We start from the raw sequence: 17,227 nt of genomic DNA on the forward strand, positions 1-17,227 counted from the left end.
TGTTACGCCTTACTCATGCCATAGCATGTCTATTTAATAAGGTATCTTAATGGTCTATATCGTCTTCACTCTCAAGCTCGGACATGATGTCTTTACCTAAGAAAGCTAAATCTGTTTTGACGACATGTGGGCGCTCAATTTCCTCAGAAATTTGCACCGCTAATTTGTCTTCCGAACGACCCATTTTTACGCGATAGGTCGGTAGGTCTTCTACAAACATCGTCGCATGTTCTGGCATTTCAATCGGGATGATATCGCCCGGTTGCAGCTCCATGAGATCACGCAAAGAAATGTCTTTTTCGAGCAAGTTCACGCGGAAGTTAACCGGACAATCCATGATCTCTTCACGTAGTGCTGAGCTCCAGCGAACGTCCGTTTCCATCTTGTCGGACTGAACACCTGCATCCAATAGTTCACGGATAGGCTCAACCATGGAGTAAGGCATAACGACATGAAAATCGCCGCCACCGCCGTCAACTTCTATATGGAATGAACTCACGACAATCACTTCTGTCGGGCTGACAATGTTTGCCATGCTTGGGTTTACTTCAGAGTCGAGATATTCGAACTCTACCCCCATCACTGGCGACCACGCTTCTTTATAATCTTCAAATACAATTTTCAGTAACAACTGAATGATGCGGCGTTCCGTTGGGGTAAATTCGCGGCCTTCGATTTTGGCGTGGAATCGACCATCACCGCCAAAGAAGTTTTCTACCAGAATAAAGACTAAACGAGCCTCCATGGTGATCAACGCAGTGCCTTTTAACGGACGAAAACGCACCATGTTCAAACTGGTTGGCACGTACAATGTGTTCTGGTATTCACCAAACTTCATCATCTGCACGCCATTGATCGACACCTCTGCCGTTTTACGCAGCATATTAAACAGACTAATACGCATGTGCCGTGCGAAGCGCTCGTTGATAAGTTCGAGCGTCGGCATTCGACCACGTACGATTCTGTCTTGCGACGAGAAATCAAAATTGACGGCACCCTCAGTGTCGTTTTCTATCGGTTCATCGACGTCATCAACATCGTCAACCCCATGCAATAGCGCATCAATTTCGTCTTGGCTTAATAGATCGGTCACGTTTTACCTATTGAATAACAAAATCTGTAAACAGTACTTTTTCAATCACTGGCTTACCGACCGCAGCATTCAGCGCTGCTTTGATATCTTCGGAAGCACGATCGCGCAATTCCACTCGTCCTGTAGGAGAGCGCAATTGATCAACCGTCGCGGAAGCAAACGTTGATAGCATAGAGCTTTCAATCAGTGGCGAATGATACCGCGCCAACTCTTCATTTTCTGCACCGCGAACCATTAACTGCGCTTTAATTTGAACCAACCTATCGCGGCTATCCCCAGTAACGTTAAATACAAATGCCTGAGGAAGATTCACATACGCGATGGGCGCAGCATTCGATGCCTTCACTTGAGCCTGTTGAGACGATTCAGCCTGAGCAGGTTCATCAGAGCCCATTAGAAAAAATGCCGCTGCCCCGCCACCAAGTAGTAATACTACAACAGCGATGATGATGATAAGTAACTTGCTTTTTCCTTTCGGCGCATCGGCCCCTTGTAACTGTTCTTCTGCCATTCTTGTCTCTTATTGTTCTTTTGAGTTACCAAGACGTTTTAGTGAGTTGCTTGGTAACCGTATGCCATTGCCGTTAAACGGCCTTTTATGCGTAAAAACTAATTCCATCACGCTTTGAAGCGACATTCAAATCCAGATTGACATCAGATTCAAAACCCTCTTCGGACTGTCCAGAAAAACCGCCACTTTGCGCGCTTTGACCATGTTGTTCAGCAGTATACCTACCTTGCTGTTGCCCGCTGTTTTGTTGCTGGACGGAAGAATCAGCCAGCTGCATACCTTGTTGCGCTAGCATTTCTCTCAAACGAGGGAGCGTCTGTTCAATAATGTCACGAGCTTGCGGGTTGTTCACTGTAAAATGTACATTGGCAACGTCGTTATTCATGGTCATACGAATTTGCATACGACCTAACTCTGGTGGATCAAGACGAATATCGAGATTTTTCAGATTCTTCGACATCATCATTTGCACTTTTTCCGCAACTTGCTCGTTGGCTAGCTCTTTAGTTAGTTGCAACGGAAGCTGAGCTTGTTGTGCAGCATCAATACGCGCTTGTTGCTGTACATTAATTCCTTGCTGACCTGCCATAGCCTGAAGCTGTCCAGCGAAGCCATGTTGGAGGTCCGGCTTATCTTGTTTATCCGCAGTCGACTTTAGCGCACCAGTCTCCAATGCTGCGTTCATCACTTTCTGGCTAATCTCTCCGTCTTTCACACCTTGAAGCGACGTCGGCACTTGCGCGGCTATCAACGTATCAGGCGTTGGAGATAATGCGACTTTTTCTCCACTATGAGCAGTTTGTGGCTGGGGTACTTGAGCCGCTGTATGCTGGATTTGCTGAGACACTGCCATAGGTCCAGCCTGGCGAGTTAAATTATGTTGTACTTGTTGCTCTGCGAGAATCTGTTTAATGTCATTAGGGAGCGCAACAAATTGGGCAAGGTCTTGATCAGGAATATCCGCCGTGATCCTTCCTTGTTTCAACCCTTCAATGATCTGAGCTTCTTGCCGAGTCAGTGGTTTTCCTTGCGCCAACTTAGTATCTATAACTTCAAGTTCATCCAAGGAGACTCGTGGAAGCGCGTCGATGTTGGAACCATCAACGTCTGTTAACAACGGCGACAGATCATTAGCTACTTCACCACTGACTGCGCTCTTAGCCGTCGGATGGCTGGCTTGTTTCGCTAGCTCTTGCCAAGCAGCAAACTCAGGCGAAAGTTTGTCGACATCGATAGGTTGACCATTCTTATCTAAAATTGGCTCTAAGTCTTGTCCTGGGATCATCTGTGCTTGTTCAAGCGAATGAACTGATGGCGTTTCATTCAAAGCCAGCTCATCAAGGTGTGTCGAAACGGTTGCTTGCTCGTGGAACGAATGCACTAAATTCGCGCTCTGAGGCAAAACTTTGCCACTATCGATGGATGCATTACTCGCATTCAGGGTTTGATTCGCTTGTTCAATTCGACCAAGAAGCTGTTGTCCTTCGCCCATCGTGCTTTTTACGTCCACTGTATTTGATGGGTTGCTCGTATCGATTGATGTTGATTTCACTTTTTCAATAGCTTCAACATCATTCTCCAAAGGTGTGCTGTTACTCGCCTTTTGTAAACTTGCTTCTTCACTTAAGGTTGCATTCGGTTTGTTTGCTGATATTTCATCAAAACCATGGGGCTCGTCACTGACGGATTCTTGGCTTTCTTGCGCCAACAATTCGTCCGAGACGTTAGCAGAAGAAGTACTGCCTACATCCGCTCTTTCTTTTTCTTCAACCACTGTCGATTCTGTTGCTACTTTTTCGGGCTTTTGTTTACCAGCAAACGCATCGGTTAACGTTTCTAAAAATCCCTTGCTCTCAGTGCTCTCTGCGGACGCTTTAGCGGACACATCAGAAACTGGCGTCTTGGTAGTCGCAGATACATGGGACAAATTCACACTCATTTAGAAACTCTCGTTCTCGTGGCTCTGAGTATATCGCTGGCAGGCAGCAATACTGGCGGCAAACTAAGGTCAAAAAGACCCGACACTGACAGCTAAAATGCAAAAATCACACCACAATATTGAGCCAATTCTCGGCAAGCTAATAGATGGCATGTTTATGGAACAAACATCAACAATACTATCCGATAACCTGGTTCCTAACATGATGTACAGCTACTTGATTGACTTTGAAAAACGATAAGCGTAAACAGACATTTGACTTAACAATTAAGGAATCACTTTGAAGATCACAGAATTACGCCAATATAGAATCAGAGCAGGCAAAACAGAACAGTGGCTAAGTTGGATGAAGGAAGAACTGTTGCCCTATCAACGTTCACAAGGCATGCGTGTACTGAATACTTACGTCCACACTGGTGATGATGGACATGACTATTTTGTTTGGCTTAGAGAGTTCGACAATGAACAAGCACGCCAGGCTCTCTACGAAAAAACATACAACGAGTGGTGGGTTCGCGAGATTCGACCGAAGGTGTTTGAGTTAATTGAACAAGACTCAATCAAAGTTACCTTACTTGAATCGGTAGAGATGTAGTCAGCTGCAACACCGTAATGCAATATCGAACCGATAACGTTTAGAAACGATGTGGTTTTCGACTGTAAAGTAAGGTGGAAAACTCGTCCATTTGCTTTTGTTCGCGCTTAGCTTCAGCAAGTTGTTTCTCTTTTTCGCGTTTGTCTATCATCCACTCATAGGATTTGCGTTCTTTACGCACGGTTAACCAATATTCTTTACAGTTTTCAACCTGCTCTTTGAAATGACTTTCTGCTTGCTTTTGCTTAGATAAAGTTTCATCTAGCTGGGTAAGGAATCGATTTAAGTGTCCATATTGACTTGCCGTTAGGCCCGCCTGACCACGGTCGACGAGTTGCTGGCAATAATCAAGCCGATACTTTTCAATTTGTTCAACCTGACGGTAATAATCTTCGAGTTCAGAACGCGCTTTGTTCAGTGCAAGCACAGCTTGGTCTTCACGATCCTTAGTTTGCTCAAGTAGAAACTCCATCGCATTATTCATGCGCTATCACCCACCCAAAATGTTTCTAAGCATATTGACGCACATATCGTATGGCACCGATTCTTTCATGCTCTGCTGCAAGTATTCGTCTAACTTCGGTTTCAAAGTAAATGCGCCATCAATAGCAGGATCGGTACCCGGTTTGTACGCTCCAATCGAGACCAAATCTTGATTCTTGCGACAAATAGACAAGACCTGTCGCACCGCTTTTGACATCAGAACGTGCTCTTCGGTCGTGATTTGCGGCATAACACGGCTCACCGACTTCTCGACATCAATCGCCGGATAATGGCCTGCATCCGCCATTTCACGAGAAAGTACAATATGGCCATCAAGAATGGCTCGCGATGCGTCCGCTATCGGATCTTGCAAATCATCCCCTTCGGTCAACACGGTAAAGAACGCCGTAATCGAGCCTTGCTCGGCACACCCATTACCCGCTCGCTCAACCAGCGCTGGCAGCTTGGCAAATACAGAAGGCGGGTAACCTTTCGTCGCTGGCGGCTCACCAACAGAAAGTGCGATTTCACGCTGTGCTTGTGCAAAACGAGTCAACGAATCCATCAATAGCAGAACATCTAACCCTTGGTCCCTGAAGTATTCAGCAATCGTTAATGCCGTTTGGCACCCCTTTAAGCGCATTAGAGGTGAAGCATCGGCAGGCGCCGCGACCACCACTGAGCGGCGACGACCGTCCTCACCCAAGATCTCTTCGATGAACTCTTTAACTTCACGTCCACGCTCACCTATCAGGCCGACGACCACAACCTGTGCGGTGGTGCCTCGCGTCATCATGCCAAGCGTGACCGATTTACCCACACCAGAACCTGCAAACAGACCGATACGCTGACCTTTACCAACCGTCAACAAACCATTGATGGCTTTTAGGCCAACATCGAGCGGTTCAGAAATTGGTTTTCGAGCCAACGGGTTGATCGGCTCGGCATTAAAAGAGGCACGGTGATCGGTATACAAAGGGCCAAGTCCATCAAGTGGATTCCCAACCCCGTCTATCACGCGCCCAAGTAACTCCATGCCGACAGGCAAACCAGCGTCACTGGTTAAAGGGGTGACTCTCGCGCCAGGTAAAATGCCCGTAATTTGTTCGCTTGGCATTAAAAATAGGTTGTCACTTGAAAAGCCGACAACCTCGGCTTCCATCTGACCTGACATGGTTTCCACTAAGCATAAACTGCCAATTGGTGCGCGACAGCCGGTTGCTTCCAACGTTAACCCAACCACACGCACCAGTTTGCCAGAGGCGACAGGGCGCGTCGTAAGGCCTTCAACTTTGTAGCTTTTTAAGCGGTCAGCGAGTGCTTGCATGGATTACTCACCCTCTTGATGACGGTTTGCGCCACAAAAGCTGTGCAATACGCTTTTGACGCGTTCTTCCATGCGATAATTAATGCTTGATTCACCGGCTTCAATCTGGACGTCACCTCGATTGAGCGATGGCTCAGCAACTAACGTCCAGTTGCGACAATTAAGGTCTTCTTCACCATAAGCTGAACGAATAATCGCGACATCTTCTGGATTCAGGTGCAAGGTAATAGGGTGGCCTGATATTGGTAGCGCTTCGACCGACTGCTTCACCGTATCTAAAATAATTTGAGGGTTGGTTTGTACTTCAACGTGCACCACTTCTTTAACTAAACAGAGCACCATATCCACCAGCTGCTTTTCAACCTGAGCATTCATCAACTCCAAAGGTTGAGCAAACTGATTGGCCAAGTTCATAAAGGTTTCAACTTGCTGCTGAATGTATTCTTGCCCTGCAGTTACCCCTTCAGCTTTTCCGAGCTCGAGACCTTCAGCATGGCCGGCTTGCAACCCTTCTTCTTTACCTTTGTCGTAACCTTGCTTAAAGCCAGCTTCCTGACCTTGATGTAAGCCTTCTTGATAAGCGCCTTGCTTAATCAGTTCAATTTGCTCTTCGGTTAGCGCAAGTGGCTGCTCTTCTTCAGGCTCATCAAAATTCGGCACCCATCCCGGGTCATAGTTGAACGCGGTTTGTTTTGCTTGTTTGGCTTTAGGCTCGCCATAATCAGGCAGCCCCCAACGTTGAGGTTCGATCATCGAATCATCTTCATCAGGACGGATAAATCCACGTTTTCTATCGCCAGCCATGGGTTACCTATTGTGTGTTCGATTAAGAAGTGAGGGTGCTCCGCAATAGGATAATTGCGAAGCAATAGAAATTATAAGAATTCGTCAGCACCGCCAGACAACATGAGCTCACCAGCATCCGCCATTCGACGGGCAATTGCTAAGATTTCTTTCTGAGCGGCTTCTACATCTGCCACTCGTACTGGCGGCATCGCTTCTATATCATCACGCATCATATCAGCAGCACGTTTAGACATGTTCTTGAAGACTTTCTCACGTAACGAGTCATCTGCACCTTTGAGTGCTTTTTGCAACACGTCTTGTGGTACGTCACGCAGCAACTTCTGAATACCTTGGTCGTCCACTTCGACTAAGTTTTCGAAGACAAACATTAGGTCTTGGATTTGCGTCGCCATGTCTTCGTCCTGATCGCGAATTTGTTCCATCAACAAACCTTCGACGTTGTTGTCTAGGTAGTTCATGATCTCCGCTGCTGCTTTCAGGCCGCCAATTTTGGCTGCTTGTGCACCCGCTTGACCCGCGAACTGTTTCTCCATGATTTCGTTCAGCTCTGCCAATGCTGATGGCTGAACTTCTTCAAGGTTGGCAATACGCATCATCAGATCCAAACGCACGCGCTCAGGGAACTGAGACAAAATCTCTGCAGATTGGTCTGCTTCTAAATAAGACAGTACGATAGTTTGAATCTGTGGGTGTTCATTGACAATAATGCTCGCCACTTGGCGTGGGTCCATCCATTTCAAAGAATCCAAACCTTTTGAGCCCGTACCAAGTAGGATCTGGTCAACTAAGTTGTTGGCTTTGTCTTCACCAAGAGCGGCAACCAGTGCATTACGCATAAAGTCTTCGCTGCCCATACCAATGTTGGTGTATTTCTGGATATCCTCCAAAAACGCACGATGAACAGCAGATACCTTGTCTTGGCTGAGATCCTTCGCGCGAGCCATCGCACTACCAACACGCTGAACCTGTTTTGGTTCTAGGTGACGGATAATGCCAGCTGCATCTTGTTCATTAAGGCTCAGTAGCAAAATTGCCGCTTTTTCTTCGCCAGTAATGGTTGAAACATCCAGCTCTACTGGCATTCCCGCGGCGTTGTCATCTTGAGGTACGATATCGTTAGCCATTGTCATTCATCCAGTTTTTCACTACTTGAGCAGCCAGTTCAGGTTCATTCGCAACCAGAGCGCGAACCGCTTTCAATACATCTTCATCTTTATGAAGGTTTGGCAAATCAATACTTGAGCCAAACTCGAACAGTTCGCTGCTTTCGATGTCACTGCCAATCAAGCTAGTTTCACCATCCGCACCAATCGGCAAGCCGTCTGGTCCGTACATTTCGTCTTCATCATCGCTGGTAGGGTTAAGCAATTTCTTCATTGCTGGGCGAACCAGAACCAACACAACCACAATAATCACTAATGCACTTGCGAACCAACGAACCCAATCACTGAAGTTAGGGTGCTCCCAAATTGGTGGTTCTTCTAGCTGCTCAGCCTCTGGCTCAGCAAACTTTACACTCAATACATTCAGCAAATCGCCACGGCCTTGATCAAAGCCAACAGTACCAATTAATACTTGGCGAATGGCATTGATTTCAGATTCGGACATTGGGGTATAAGTCACTTCACCCGTATCAGGGTTAACTTGACGACGGTCTTTAATCGCAACAGAAACGGTCTGACGAGCCACCGTCCCGGTCTGCTTTCGCTCGTGGCTGATGGTGGTATCTAGCTCAAAGTTACGCGTGGACTCTTTACGAACTGACCCCTGCCCCATGACAGAACCATCTTTCATTTGAGCCACATCTTGCGGAATTGAGGCATCCGCTGGAGGCTGATTACTCAACGCACCCGGAATACCCGCTACCATGTTACCGTTATTGTAATCTTCGAGTGCGTACTCACTGCGGGTCGCAGGGGTGTTCGGATCAAAGCGTTTGCGAGTTTGTTCAACCGCACTGAAATCCATTTGGATGTCAACCTGCGCCGTATAGTTGCCATAACCTAAAATCGGTAATAGTACGGAATCAATTTTTTCGCGCAGCGCTTGTTCTTGGTTGCGTTCTAATTCTTGTTCTTTGCGTCGCGCCGCAGAAGCAGGATCTTGGGAGCCTGAGCTGAGTAAGCGGCCATGCTGATCTGTGACGGTAATTCGAGAAGTTTTCATTCCCGGCACGGCACTCGCTACCATGTCGACAATAGAATCCACTTCTTGCTGCTTAAGGTTCGTGCCTGTCGACAATGTCAAAAATACCGACGCAGACGCTTCCTGGTTATGACGCACAAATACGCTGTGCTTTGGCAGTGCCAATAACACTCGTGCTTTGCGAACTTGCTTCATTTCTTCAATTGCTTGAGCCAATTGGCGCTCTCGACTGAGTTTGAGACGCTCTTGCTCGAGACGTTGTGAAACACCAAAACCCATGTCTTGCAGCAAAATATCATCGCCTGCTTCTGTAGCTTGGTTAACGCCGGAACGAACCATGCCAAGTTTGATCGAGTTGTACTCACTCGATTCAACAGAAACAGTATTGCCATCAAGCTTATAATTGATTTTCTGCTGGTCCAGATAATCCAGAACGGGGATCAATTCTTCGGTCTCATACGCACCAAGTGGGCGCATCTCCGGTTCTTTGACCCAAAAGAACAGCATCACGATCAATGCAACACAGATGGATATCGACAGCACAAGCACAACCTGACGAAGTAAATCGAGGTCGCCCACTGCCATATCGAATTTTGACGCACTGCGCTCCTCTAGATCTGGATTTTGACTCTCCACATCCACATCGGAACTTGCTACCAGTGCACCATCTGAGCCGCCTTCAGTGACGGTTAAATCTGTAGACTTGTCTGCCACACTTATTACCTAAATTACACTGGCATGTTCATGAGGTCTTTATATGCCTCAACGAGTTTATTGCGAATTTGAACCGTCGCATCAAAAGCGACACTAGACTTGTTACGAGCGATCATAACGTCAGAAAGGGATACATCGGCATCACCACGATCAAAACGGGTTTGTAAATCACCAGATGCTTTTTGAAGTGTGTTCACGTTATTGATGGCTTTAGTTAGGAGATCGTTAAAATCCGCTCCAACTTTCGCCCCACTTGCAGTAGGAGCCGTATTGGTTGCTTCTACCATCATGGCGCGCATTTCTGCCTGAATACCATCAATTTTCATTAGCACCTCTAAGCCAAAAGATTGACTATTAACAAAACTGATTATTGACACAGCAATTAACGTGCCATAAGACATTAGCAATCAATTTACTTACACTTTTTGTCTTATGGCCGTTGTCTGTGTTAATTCGGGATATCTATACCAGCATCACGCATTTTGGCAAGCTTATAGCGCAAGGTTCGAGGGCTTATACCCAGTTTCTCCGCCATTTCTTTGCGTCGACCATTACACTCAACCAAAGTCTCCAAAATAATGGCGTATTCTTGATCGCGCAGCTCGCTGCCTAAGCCTTCTCCACCAGTTACTGGGCGGCTGACACTCTCAGCTTGAGCAACTGGCTTAACATTGGGCACGACCATATCTGCATTTTGCACCACGTGTTGCAAGCTATTGGCATCTTGCCAATCTACGCCCTCGAGCAAAATGTGCTCTGCATCGATGTCGCCATTTTCACTTAATATCAGCGCTCGTTGAACCACGTTATCCAATTCACGAACATTACCCGGCCAAGGGTATTGCAATAGTTTTTCTAACGCAACGGTCGAGAATTGAGGCACTGGCATGCCCATTTTGCTGCAATGACGCTCAGCAAGATGCTTGGCAAGCGGTGCAATATCGCCTTTACGTTCTTTAAGCGCAGGCCACGCAATTGGGAATACATTCAGGCGGTAATATAAGTCCTCTCTGAAGTTTCCTTCTGACACGTATTGCTTAAGATCACGGTTACTCGTCGCTAACACACGAACATCTAACTTGATGCTTTTGCGACTGCCTAGGCGCTCTACTTCTCGCTCTTGCAAAACACGCAACAACTTCGCTTGCAGGTTCAGGTCCATTTCGCTGATTTCATCAAGCAAGATTGTGCCACCTTGCGCTTGTTCAAACTTTCCTGGGCATGCCTGAACAGCACCAGTAAATGCGCCCTTTTCATAGCCAAACAGTGTTGCTTCGAGCATATTGTCAGGAATCGCGGCACAGTTAATTGCGACAAAAGGACCATTTTTACGATTTGACGCGTTGTGAATATAACGCGACATCACTTCTTTACCTGAGCCACTCGGACCTAGCACCATAACATTCGCATCTGTACGTGCCACTTTATCGGCCAACGCGAGTAAGCGCAGACTTTTCTCATCAGCAACGATAGCATCACCGTTGTCATCACTTTTTATCGGTGCATAACGACTGACCATATTTAGCAACACTTCTGGTGCAAATGGTTTCGCCATGTAGTCAATCGCGCCATCTTTCATTGCAGACACGGCATCTTCAATGTTGGCGTACGCCGTCATTAGCAATACTGGTAAGTTAGGCCAATTCTGCTTGATGCTTTTGAGTAGAGCTAAGCCACCCATACCCGCCATTTGCACATCAGAAACGACGATATCAACCGTATTCGATTTCAGCTTCAACAGTGCATCTTCAGCACAGTCCGCTTCCAACCACTCATACCCTGCCAGAGCCAGAGTATCGACTAGGGCTTCACGAAGACCTTCATCGTCTTCTACGATCAGCACTTTGCTTTGCGCCATTATGATTCTCCAGAAATTGTTATTACCAAAAGCCGCTTATTGCGCTTCTGTTTGCACTCGCTCTAGCGGAATGCACATGGTGAAGCAGGCTCCATCACCCTGCTCTGAAATAAGTTCCAATCGACCGTCATGGGCACGGCAAACCATTTGAACAACTGCCAACCCTAATCCAGTTCCTTGAGAACGTGTGGTAAAAAATGGCTCCATGATTTTGGCTTGCAGTTCTTCGGGCACTCCCGGTCCGCTGTCTTGCACAGAAATGCGTAACTCACCATTTACCGGGCGGAAAAAAATATCGACTTGCGATTCTTTACCAGACATTTGAATCGCATTCATGACCAGATTACTTAATGCGGATGCAATGGCGTTCGCATTACCTAGTAGCTCAGTTTGTTCTTCTTCCACTTCTAGGCAGTAATCAATACTGTTGTTTTTTAGCGCGGTTTCGACCATCGGCTGATATTCCGCTACCAACTGGGCAATCGTGAATGGCTTAATGACTTTATTATCACCACCTTTAGCAAAAAGCAGCATATCATTAACCTGCTTTTCCAAATCGTGCAGTCGATCCATTAATTTGGTTTGGAAGCGATCTTTTGTCGCTGGAGGAAGATTTGGCGCTCCCAAATTGGATGCATATAACATAGCGCTCGACAGCGGCGTTCTTACTTGGTGAGCAAGCGACGCAACCATACGTCCTAACGACGATAAGCGCTGTAAATCACTGACACGAGCTTGAAGTAAACGGGTTTCGGTTAAATCGGTAATCAGGATCAATTGACCTGTTGTGGACGCCGAGATGGCGAGTCGAACTTTACGGCCATTCCGCAGGGAAACTTCATGGCCATCATCTTCACGTGGGTCAAACACCGCCTGGATAACGTTGAACCATTTTTCGTTAACCAGTGGAATCTCAAGAATTCGGTGCGCTTCTGGATTTGCTTCACGCACTACTCCGTACGTATCGAGCAAAATCACTCCAGCAGGCATCACATCGAGCACCTGTTTGTAGCGCTCAACCTGATTCTCTACGGAATCTAAATGGGATTGATTGGTGTTGTTATCCATTACTGCCTGTCGAAATATCGCCGCTAAAACTAAAATAGCTTGGTAAGCAATTAGCGTACCAAGCTATTTTTTATATTTATCAGGACGTTAAGCCATCGACAATAAGTTGACACTCAGAGATAACGGTTTTGGATGCCAGAAAAGCGATGTTAACCAGCCCAAGTGATTATTCAGATATCGTCTTAAAACTTCACTTTACCTAGCGCTGTAAGTTGTACTTACGCATTTTTTCCACCAGCGTAGTACGTCGCATACCCAGCATGTCGGCCGCTCTTGCTACAACGCCGCCCTGCGCTTCTAATGCTTGGCTGATCATATTAACTTCTAAATCAGCCAGCAGCTCTTTCAAATTAACCCCTTCCGGTGGCAGCGCTTGCGGGGCGTTCATGCTGTGATCAAGGTCGTCTTGATCTTCAAAGCTAAAATCTTCAGAGAAGATATCTTGGAATACGTCACGCTCTTGCTCTTCCACCGAAACAAATGGATTGCTCTCTGGTTGGAACTCTGGGATGTCACTGTAGCGATATTTGGTTGGTAGATGGTTTACATCCACCAAGCTATTTGGATACAGAATAATCATTCGCTCAACAAGATTAGCCAACTCGCGTACGTTGCCCGGCCAGTGATGCTCCATAAGTGAGTTGATTGCACGAGGTGTAAAGCAGATAGGTTGTCCGCCTTCCGCCTCTAAACGTGTCATCAGTTCTTGCAGCAGCAATGGTATATCTTGTTTGCGCTCTTTCAGCGCTGGCATCTCAATTGGAAACACGTTCAGGCGATAGAACAAGTCTTCTCGGAACGTGCCTTCTTCAATCATATTTTCTAGATTACGGTGTGTCGCCGCCACCACTCGAACATTTACCTTGATGGTACTATTGCCACCTACACGTTCAAAGCAGCGTTCTTGCAATACACGAAGCAACTTTACTTGCATCGACATTGGCATATCGCCAATCTCATCAAGAAAGATCGTGCCACCGTCTGCGAGCTCAAATCGACCTTTACGGGCAGTTAACGCACCAGTAAACGCGCCTTTTTCGTGACCAAATAATTCGCTTTCTAGGAGCTCAGGCGGTATTGCACCACAGTTAATAGGTACAAATGCGCCATCGCGGTATGAAGAATGATAGTGGATGTTACGCGCAACAACTTCTTTACCCGTACCGGACTCACCTAAGATCAACACGTTTGCTTCTGTGTTTGATACTTGCTCAATCAGGTGTCGAACTTCTTGAATACCTCTACTTTGACCAACTAAGCTGCGAAAAAGCGTGTTTTTGCGTGCACTAGCAACAACATTCACTCCTTTTCGCCCCAGAAAATCTTTGCAGTGGCGTAACGCTTCACTAAGCTGTGGGTAATTAAGCGGCAGCTCTAGTTCACCAACAAAATTTGGAAGATCATCAACAGGCAAAGGAAAACGGCCCATGACTAGAAGAGGGATGTGGTAAGCGCTGTTTAAATGAGAGATAACCGTACTCGCCGCTTGACCTGCTGGAATATTACCAACAATACAGCACGACCATACGCTAGACCAATCAACATCGCTGAGCTGATCAGAACTGACCGCTTCGCAATTTTCTCCAACAAATTCCAATATATTGCTTAAATTTAAACGACTTGATGCGTCATCATCAATTACAAGCAGCTTTGCCAAACCATGCATAAGTAAGAATGATTGCCTTTATTTTAGGTGCGTTGCGGCCAAACCTTGATTTGCGCAATTGGGTGCTAAAGAAGGCAGAACCACCACACTCAATTTACGATAGACAAAATAGGAAAATCAGCAACAAAAAAGCCATTAGGGCTACTAATGGCTTCTATTTTATTTGAATATAAAAATAAGGCAACCAAGCAATGGAGAGGTGTGAGCTTGATAGAAACTTTGCTACACAACTCGTTGCGCAATTGACAAATATATTCGTCTAGTATCTTAACGCATTGTTTTGACTATTAAATACCAACTTCAGCAGCGGTAAGATTATGAAACTCTGTTGGGATTTGGTCCCAAGCGGACTTGATCTCACGGATAATGTCGATAACGTCGTCGATCAGCTGAGGCTCATTTTGATGGTTAGCAGCAGAAATTTGCGTGATCATAAACTCATACAGTGAATCTAAGTTTGAAGCAATATCACCACCGTCATCCATAGATAGACAGCTGCGTAGCGCGATAATGATGTCTAACGCTTTACCTAAGCGCTCACCTTTTGCTGGAATATTGCCTGCTTGCATGGCTGCTTTACCTTGAATAAGGCGCTCAATCGCACCAGCCATAAGCATTTGAATGACTTTGTGCGGAGAAGCCGCGCTAAGCTGGCTGTCGACTGATACCTTTTTGTATGCTTGCAAAGAACCGCGCATAGTAATCCTCTTTTAAATAAATTTTTTGTACTGCTGAAGTGAACGCTGGCCATAACGAAACTTATGGAGCTCTTTTCCGACCTTTGACGTTTCCGATTGCATCAGCTCGACAATTCTTTTGGTACGAGTTAGCAATGCTTGCCACTCTGCATCCTGCTTAACCAAAGGATTTTGATGAATAATTGGTAACAGGTTTTGCAATAACCGTTCCCTGATATCGACCAAGCGAAGAATTTCTTCAGCATTAAAATCAATTTTTTCTAATTCTTGCGTAATTAGTTGATCTATATCACTAATTTCCATGAGTTCTTTTTGCATTTATTAACCCAACGCACTCATCAAAGCGCCTAACTGGCCTTGCATTTTACCGGTCGCATCTTGCATCGCGGTAAACTTCGCATGAGTACGCTTCTCTAGGCTTTCCATGCGGCGATCTAATGCCGCTTGATCGTCACTCAAACGGTAGTTTTGTTCTGTGAGACTTTTTTCTCGAGTACGAATACTGCCTGTAATACCTGTGATACCGTGAATCGCATCTTCTACTCGTTTAGCAAAACCTGTGTTGCCACCGAAGAACTTTTCTAACTCGTTGAAGTTATTGTTCAACTGGCGGTCTAGCATGTCATAGTTGATTTCTAGGGTGCCTTGACGTGTGGTCGTAATGCCAAATTCTGTTAAGGACTTTAGGTTTTCAGGTGCTTTATCGATTCGAGTAGAAAAGACCGATTTTAATCGTGAATCTGCACTGCGTACGGTGCTGTCACCTGACAACGGCCCTTTTTGGCCAGTTACCGGATCCACACTCGCCAACGCTTGGGAGGTTTGATAAAACGAGTTATACGCTGCCACAAAGTTTTCGATATCGTTGCGTACACTTTGACGGTCGTACTCGACACCAATTTCAGCAGGCGGTTTATTCGGTTCTGATTTGCCTTTTAGTGTTAAATCAACACCTTCGATCGCATCTTCAATCACATTGTTGTGGCTAGATAGCTTTGCCACGCCATCAAGCAGAACTTCTGAATCTTGCCCTGCTTGTACTTCTGTCATCCCAAGGTATTGTTCAAAAGCAGATTGTGCCTTTGCGATTTTCGCTTCTGCTTCATCAATTTTTTCCAGACGCTCACGTTCTTGAGGATCAAGTTTAGCGCGATGAATTTGCTTAGCTTGCGCTTCGGAAAGTTCACCACGTGCCACTTTTTCGTCTAACGCTTGCTTTTCACTCGCAATTTTTTGCTCGATTTCCGCTTTTTCTTGCTCAAGAAGCTGCTTAGCCTCTTTCGTCGTAACGTAAGAATCGGTTAGGGTGCCCGATGCGGCATTATTCCAGCCTGGTACATCTGGTGCCTTCTCTATTGCCTTTTCGTCGAGTTCAAGCTCTGGTTCTTCATAAGAGTCCAACAAAGTACCTGACGCAGTTTCTGTCCACCCTGGAATTCTGTCTTCAGGGCGTAAGCTCGCGCGTCGGTTGGCTTCATCAATGGCTTCTTGACCAGCTTTGGCTGCTTCTGCACCCGCCGCAGAGATTGGCGCTTGCGATGCATCATCTTGTACATCGTCTGCCGCTTTTTGCTCTTCTGGAGGTAGAGGATTGCCGTTTGCATCCAGCTCTTCTGCTGGTTGTTCCGGAAATTTAAGAGGACCTAAGACATCTTCCGCCGCTGAACGAGCTTCTTCAAGCGCGTTGACGCGGTCTTCAAGTGTTTGGTATTCGAAATATTTAAGAGGGTTGCCTTTTTCTGCCTCCACACTGACTCTGATTTGATGATCCTTACCAGAGAGGCTAGAAGCAAGGATAAGGCGTGGACCTTCGACGTCGTTAATAAGAGATGCACGAACGCCAGGGTTATCTTTAGCGCCATTGATGCCACGTACGACATCGATGAGCTTAGATCGGGAACGAACATCGATATTAAAACGCTCATCACCAAGCGAAATCTGCAGCTTACCAGGGCCAAATTTTGCGTCTTCTGGCAATACGTCAGAAGCGACTTTATGGCTCTGAGCAAGCTGCAACACATCGATAGCATATTTGCCAGCGATAGCATCTGTGGTTGCCGTGGCAGATACGATATTGTCATTGGTCGTTTCGACAGTGCGAACGGCAAATGCTTTCTCCTGACGAAAGTTCGCCATGAGATTTTTCATCGTATCCAATGATTCTCTGAGTCGCCCGTAAGCACTGATACTGGCATTAATTGTCGTGCGTTCGTTGTCGATGCGTTGCTGCTTTGGTACGCGTTCGGCATCCACAATTTTGCTGACCATGGAATTAATATCCATGCCGCCAGACATCCCCAAAGGGCCTAAACTCATCAAATCA

General features: G+C 46.2%; 16 protein-coding genes. 1 reads left to right on the forward strand and 15 read right to left on the reverse strand.

The annotated features are described in order from the left end of the window. Positions 1 to 46: 46 nt before the first annotated feature. The 3 genes from fliM to R7Z49_RS11345 all read right to left on the reverse strand — a co-directional run bounded on the left by fliM (position 47) and on the right by R7Z49_RS11345 (position 3,543). Positions 47 to 1,093 (reverse strand): flagellar motor switch protein FliM, encoded by a 1,047-nt coding sequence (gene fliM, locus R7Z49_RS11335; protein WP_005380478.1) that lies wholly within the window; start codon positions 1,091 to 1,093, stop codon positions 47 to 49. A gap of 7 nt (positions 1,094 to 1,100) precedes the next feature. Continuing rightward, positions 1,101 to 1,604 carry a flagellar basal body-associated protein FliL gene (fliL, locus tag R7Z49_RS11340; protein ID WP_104975528.1) on the reverse strand — a complete coding sequence of 168 codons (504 nt, stop codon included), beginning with the start codon at positions 1,602 to 1,604 and terminating at the stop codon, positions 1,101 to 1,103. An 85-nt stretch (positions 1,605 to 1,689) separates the two neighbouring features. Continuing rightward, positions 1,690 to 3,543: a flagellar hook-length control protein FliK gene (locus tag R7Z49_RS11345; RefSeq protein ID WP_258489239.1), complete on the reverse strand. Its 1,854-nt coding sequence runs from the start codon at positions 3,541 to 3,543 to the stop codon at positions 1,690 to 1,692. 280 nt (positions 3,544 to 3,823) lie between these two features. Here R7Z49_RS11345 and R7Z49_RS11350 point away from each other — a divergent pair, with 280 nt between their 5' ends. Continuing rightward, positions 3,824 to 4,138: an NIPSNAP family protein gene (locus R7Z49_RS11350; protein WP_005380475.1), complete on the forward strand. Its 315-nt coding sequence runs from the start codon at positions 3,824 to 3,826 to the stop codon at positions 4,136 to 4,138. Between the two features lie 40 nt (positions 4,139 to 4,178). Here the strand turns inward: R7Z49_RS11350 and fliJ are convergent, their stop codons facing one another. From fliJ to fliD, 12 genes are all read right to left on the reverse strand, one after another. Further along, entirely contained in the window at positions 4,179 to 4,622 is a 444-nt protein-coding gene (gene fliJ / locus R7Z49_RS11355; RefSeq protein WP_005380474.1) for a flagellar export protein FliJ, read from the reverse strand. Positions 4,623 to 4,628: 6 nt separating this feature from the next. Next, the gene (gene fliI / locus R7Z49_RS11360; RefSeq protein WP_318111670.1) at positions 4,629 to 5,948 is read right to left on the reverse strand and encodes a flagellar protein export ATPase FliI; all 1,320 of its coding nucleotides are present in this window, start codon (positions 5,946 to 5,948) and stop codon (positions 4,629 to 4,631) included. A 3-nt stretch (positions 5,949 to 5,951) separates the two neighbouring features. After that, positions 5,952 to 6,752, reverse strand: coding sequence for a flagellar assembly protein FliH (gene fliH, locus R7Z49_RS11365; protein ID WP_005394317.1), 801 nt, complete (start codon positions 6,750 to 6,752; stop codon positions 5,952 to 5,954). A 71-nt stretch (positions 6,753 to 6,823) separates the two neighbouring features. Next, positions 6,824 to 7,879: a flagellar motor switch protein FliG gene (fliG, locus tag R7Z49_RS11370; protein ID WP_005380470.1), complete on the reverse strand. Its 1,056-nt coding sequence runs from the start codon at positions 7,877 to 7,879 to the stop codon at positions 6,824 to 6,826. After that, the gene (gene fliF, locus R7Z49_RS11375; RefSeq protein ID WP_053306693.1) at positions 7,872 to 9,614 is read right to left on the reverse strand and encodes a flagellar basal-body MS-ring/collar protein FliF; all 1,743 of its coding nucleotides are present in this window, start codon (positions 9,612 to 9,614) and stop codon (positions 7,872 to 7,874) included. The genes fliG and fliF overlap by 8 nt, the downstream gene beginning before the upstream one ends. 14 nt (positions 9,615 to 9,628) lie before the next feature. Next, positions 9,629 to 9,940: a flagellar hook-basal body complex protein FliE gene (gene fliE / locus R7Z49_RS11380; protein ID WP_005384482.1), complete on the reverse strand. Its 312-nt coding sequence runs from the start codon at positions 9,938 to 9,940 to the stop codon at positions 9,629 to 9,631. Positions 9,941 to 10,062: 122 nt separating this feature from the next. Next, complete coding sequence (locus R7Z49_RS11385) at positions 10,063 to 11,472, reverse strand: sigma-54-dependent transcriptional regulator (protein ID WP_005394318.1); 1,410 nt, start codon at positions 11,470 to 11,472, stop codon at positions 10,063 to 10,065. Between the two features lie 36 nt (positions 11,473 to 11,508). Then, entirely contained in the window at positions 11,509 to 12,540 is a 1,032-nt protein-coding gene (locus R7Z49_RS11390; protein ID WP_005380459.1) for a sensor histidine kinase, read from the reverse strand. A 199-nt stretch (positions 12,541 to 12,739) separates the two neighbouring features. Continuing rightward, positions 12,740 to 14,206: a sigma-54 dependent transcriptional regulator gene (locus R7Z49_RS11395; protein WP_054575511.1), complete on the reverse strand. Its 1,467-nt coding sequence runs from the start codon at positions 14,204 to 14,206 to the stop codon at positions 12,740 to 12,742. A gap of 287 nt (positions 14,207 to 14,493) precedes the next feature. Further along, positions 14,494 to 14,904 carry a flagellar export chaperone FliS gene (gene fliS / locus R7Z49_RS11400; RefSeq protein WP_005380457.1) on the reverse strand — a complete coding sequence of 137 codons (411 nt, stop codon included), beginning with the start codon at positions 14,902 to 14,904 and terminating at the stop codon, positions 14,494 to 14,496. A 12-nt stretch (positions 14,905 to 14,916) separates the two neighbouring features. Beyond that, positions 14,917 to 15,222: a flagellar protein FliT gene (locus R7Z49_RS11405; RefSeq protein ID WP_005380456.1), complete on the reverse strand. Its 306-nt coding sequence runs from the start codon at positions 15,220 to 15,222 to the stop codon at positions 14,917 to 14,919. 3 nt (positions 15,223 to 15,225) lie between these two features. Further along, the gene (gene fliD, locus R7Z49_RS11410) at positions 15,226 to 17,220 is read right to left on the reverse strand and encodes a flagellar filament capping protein FliD (protein WP_318111671.1); all 1,995 of its coding nucleotides are present in this window, start codon (positions 17,218 to 17,220) and stop codon (positions 15,226 to 15,228) included. Positions 17,221 to 17,227 lie beyond the last annotated feature (7 nt).

Origin of the sequence: Vibrio sp. 1562, assembly GCF_033340155.1 — a bacterium.
Taxonomy (GTDB): Bacteria; Pseudomonadota; Gammaproteobacteria; order Enterobacterales; family Vibrionaceae; genus Vibrio; species Vibrio alginolyticus.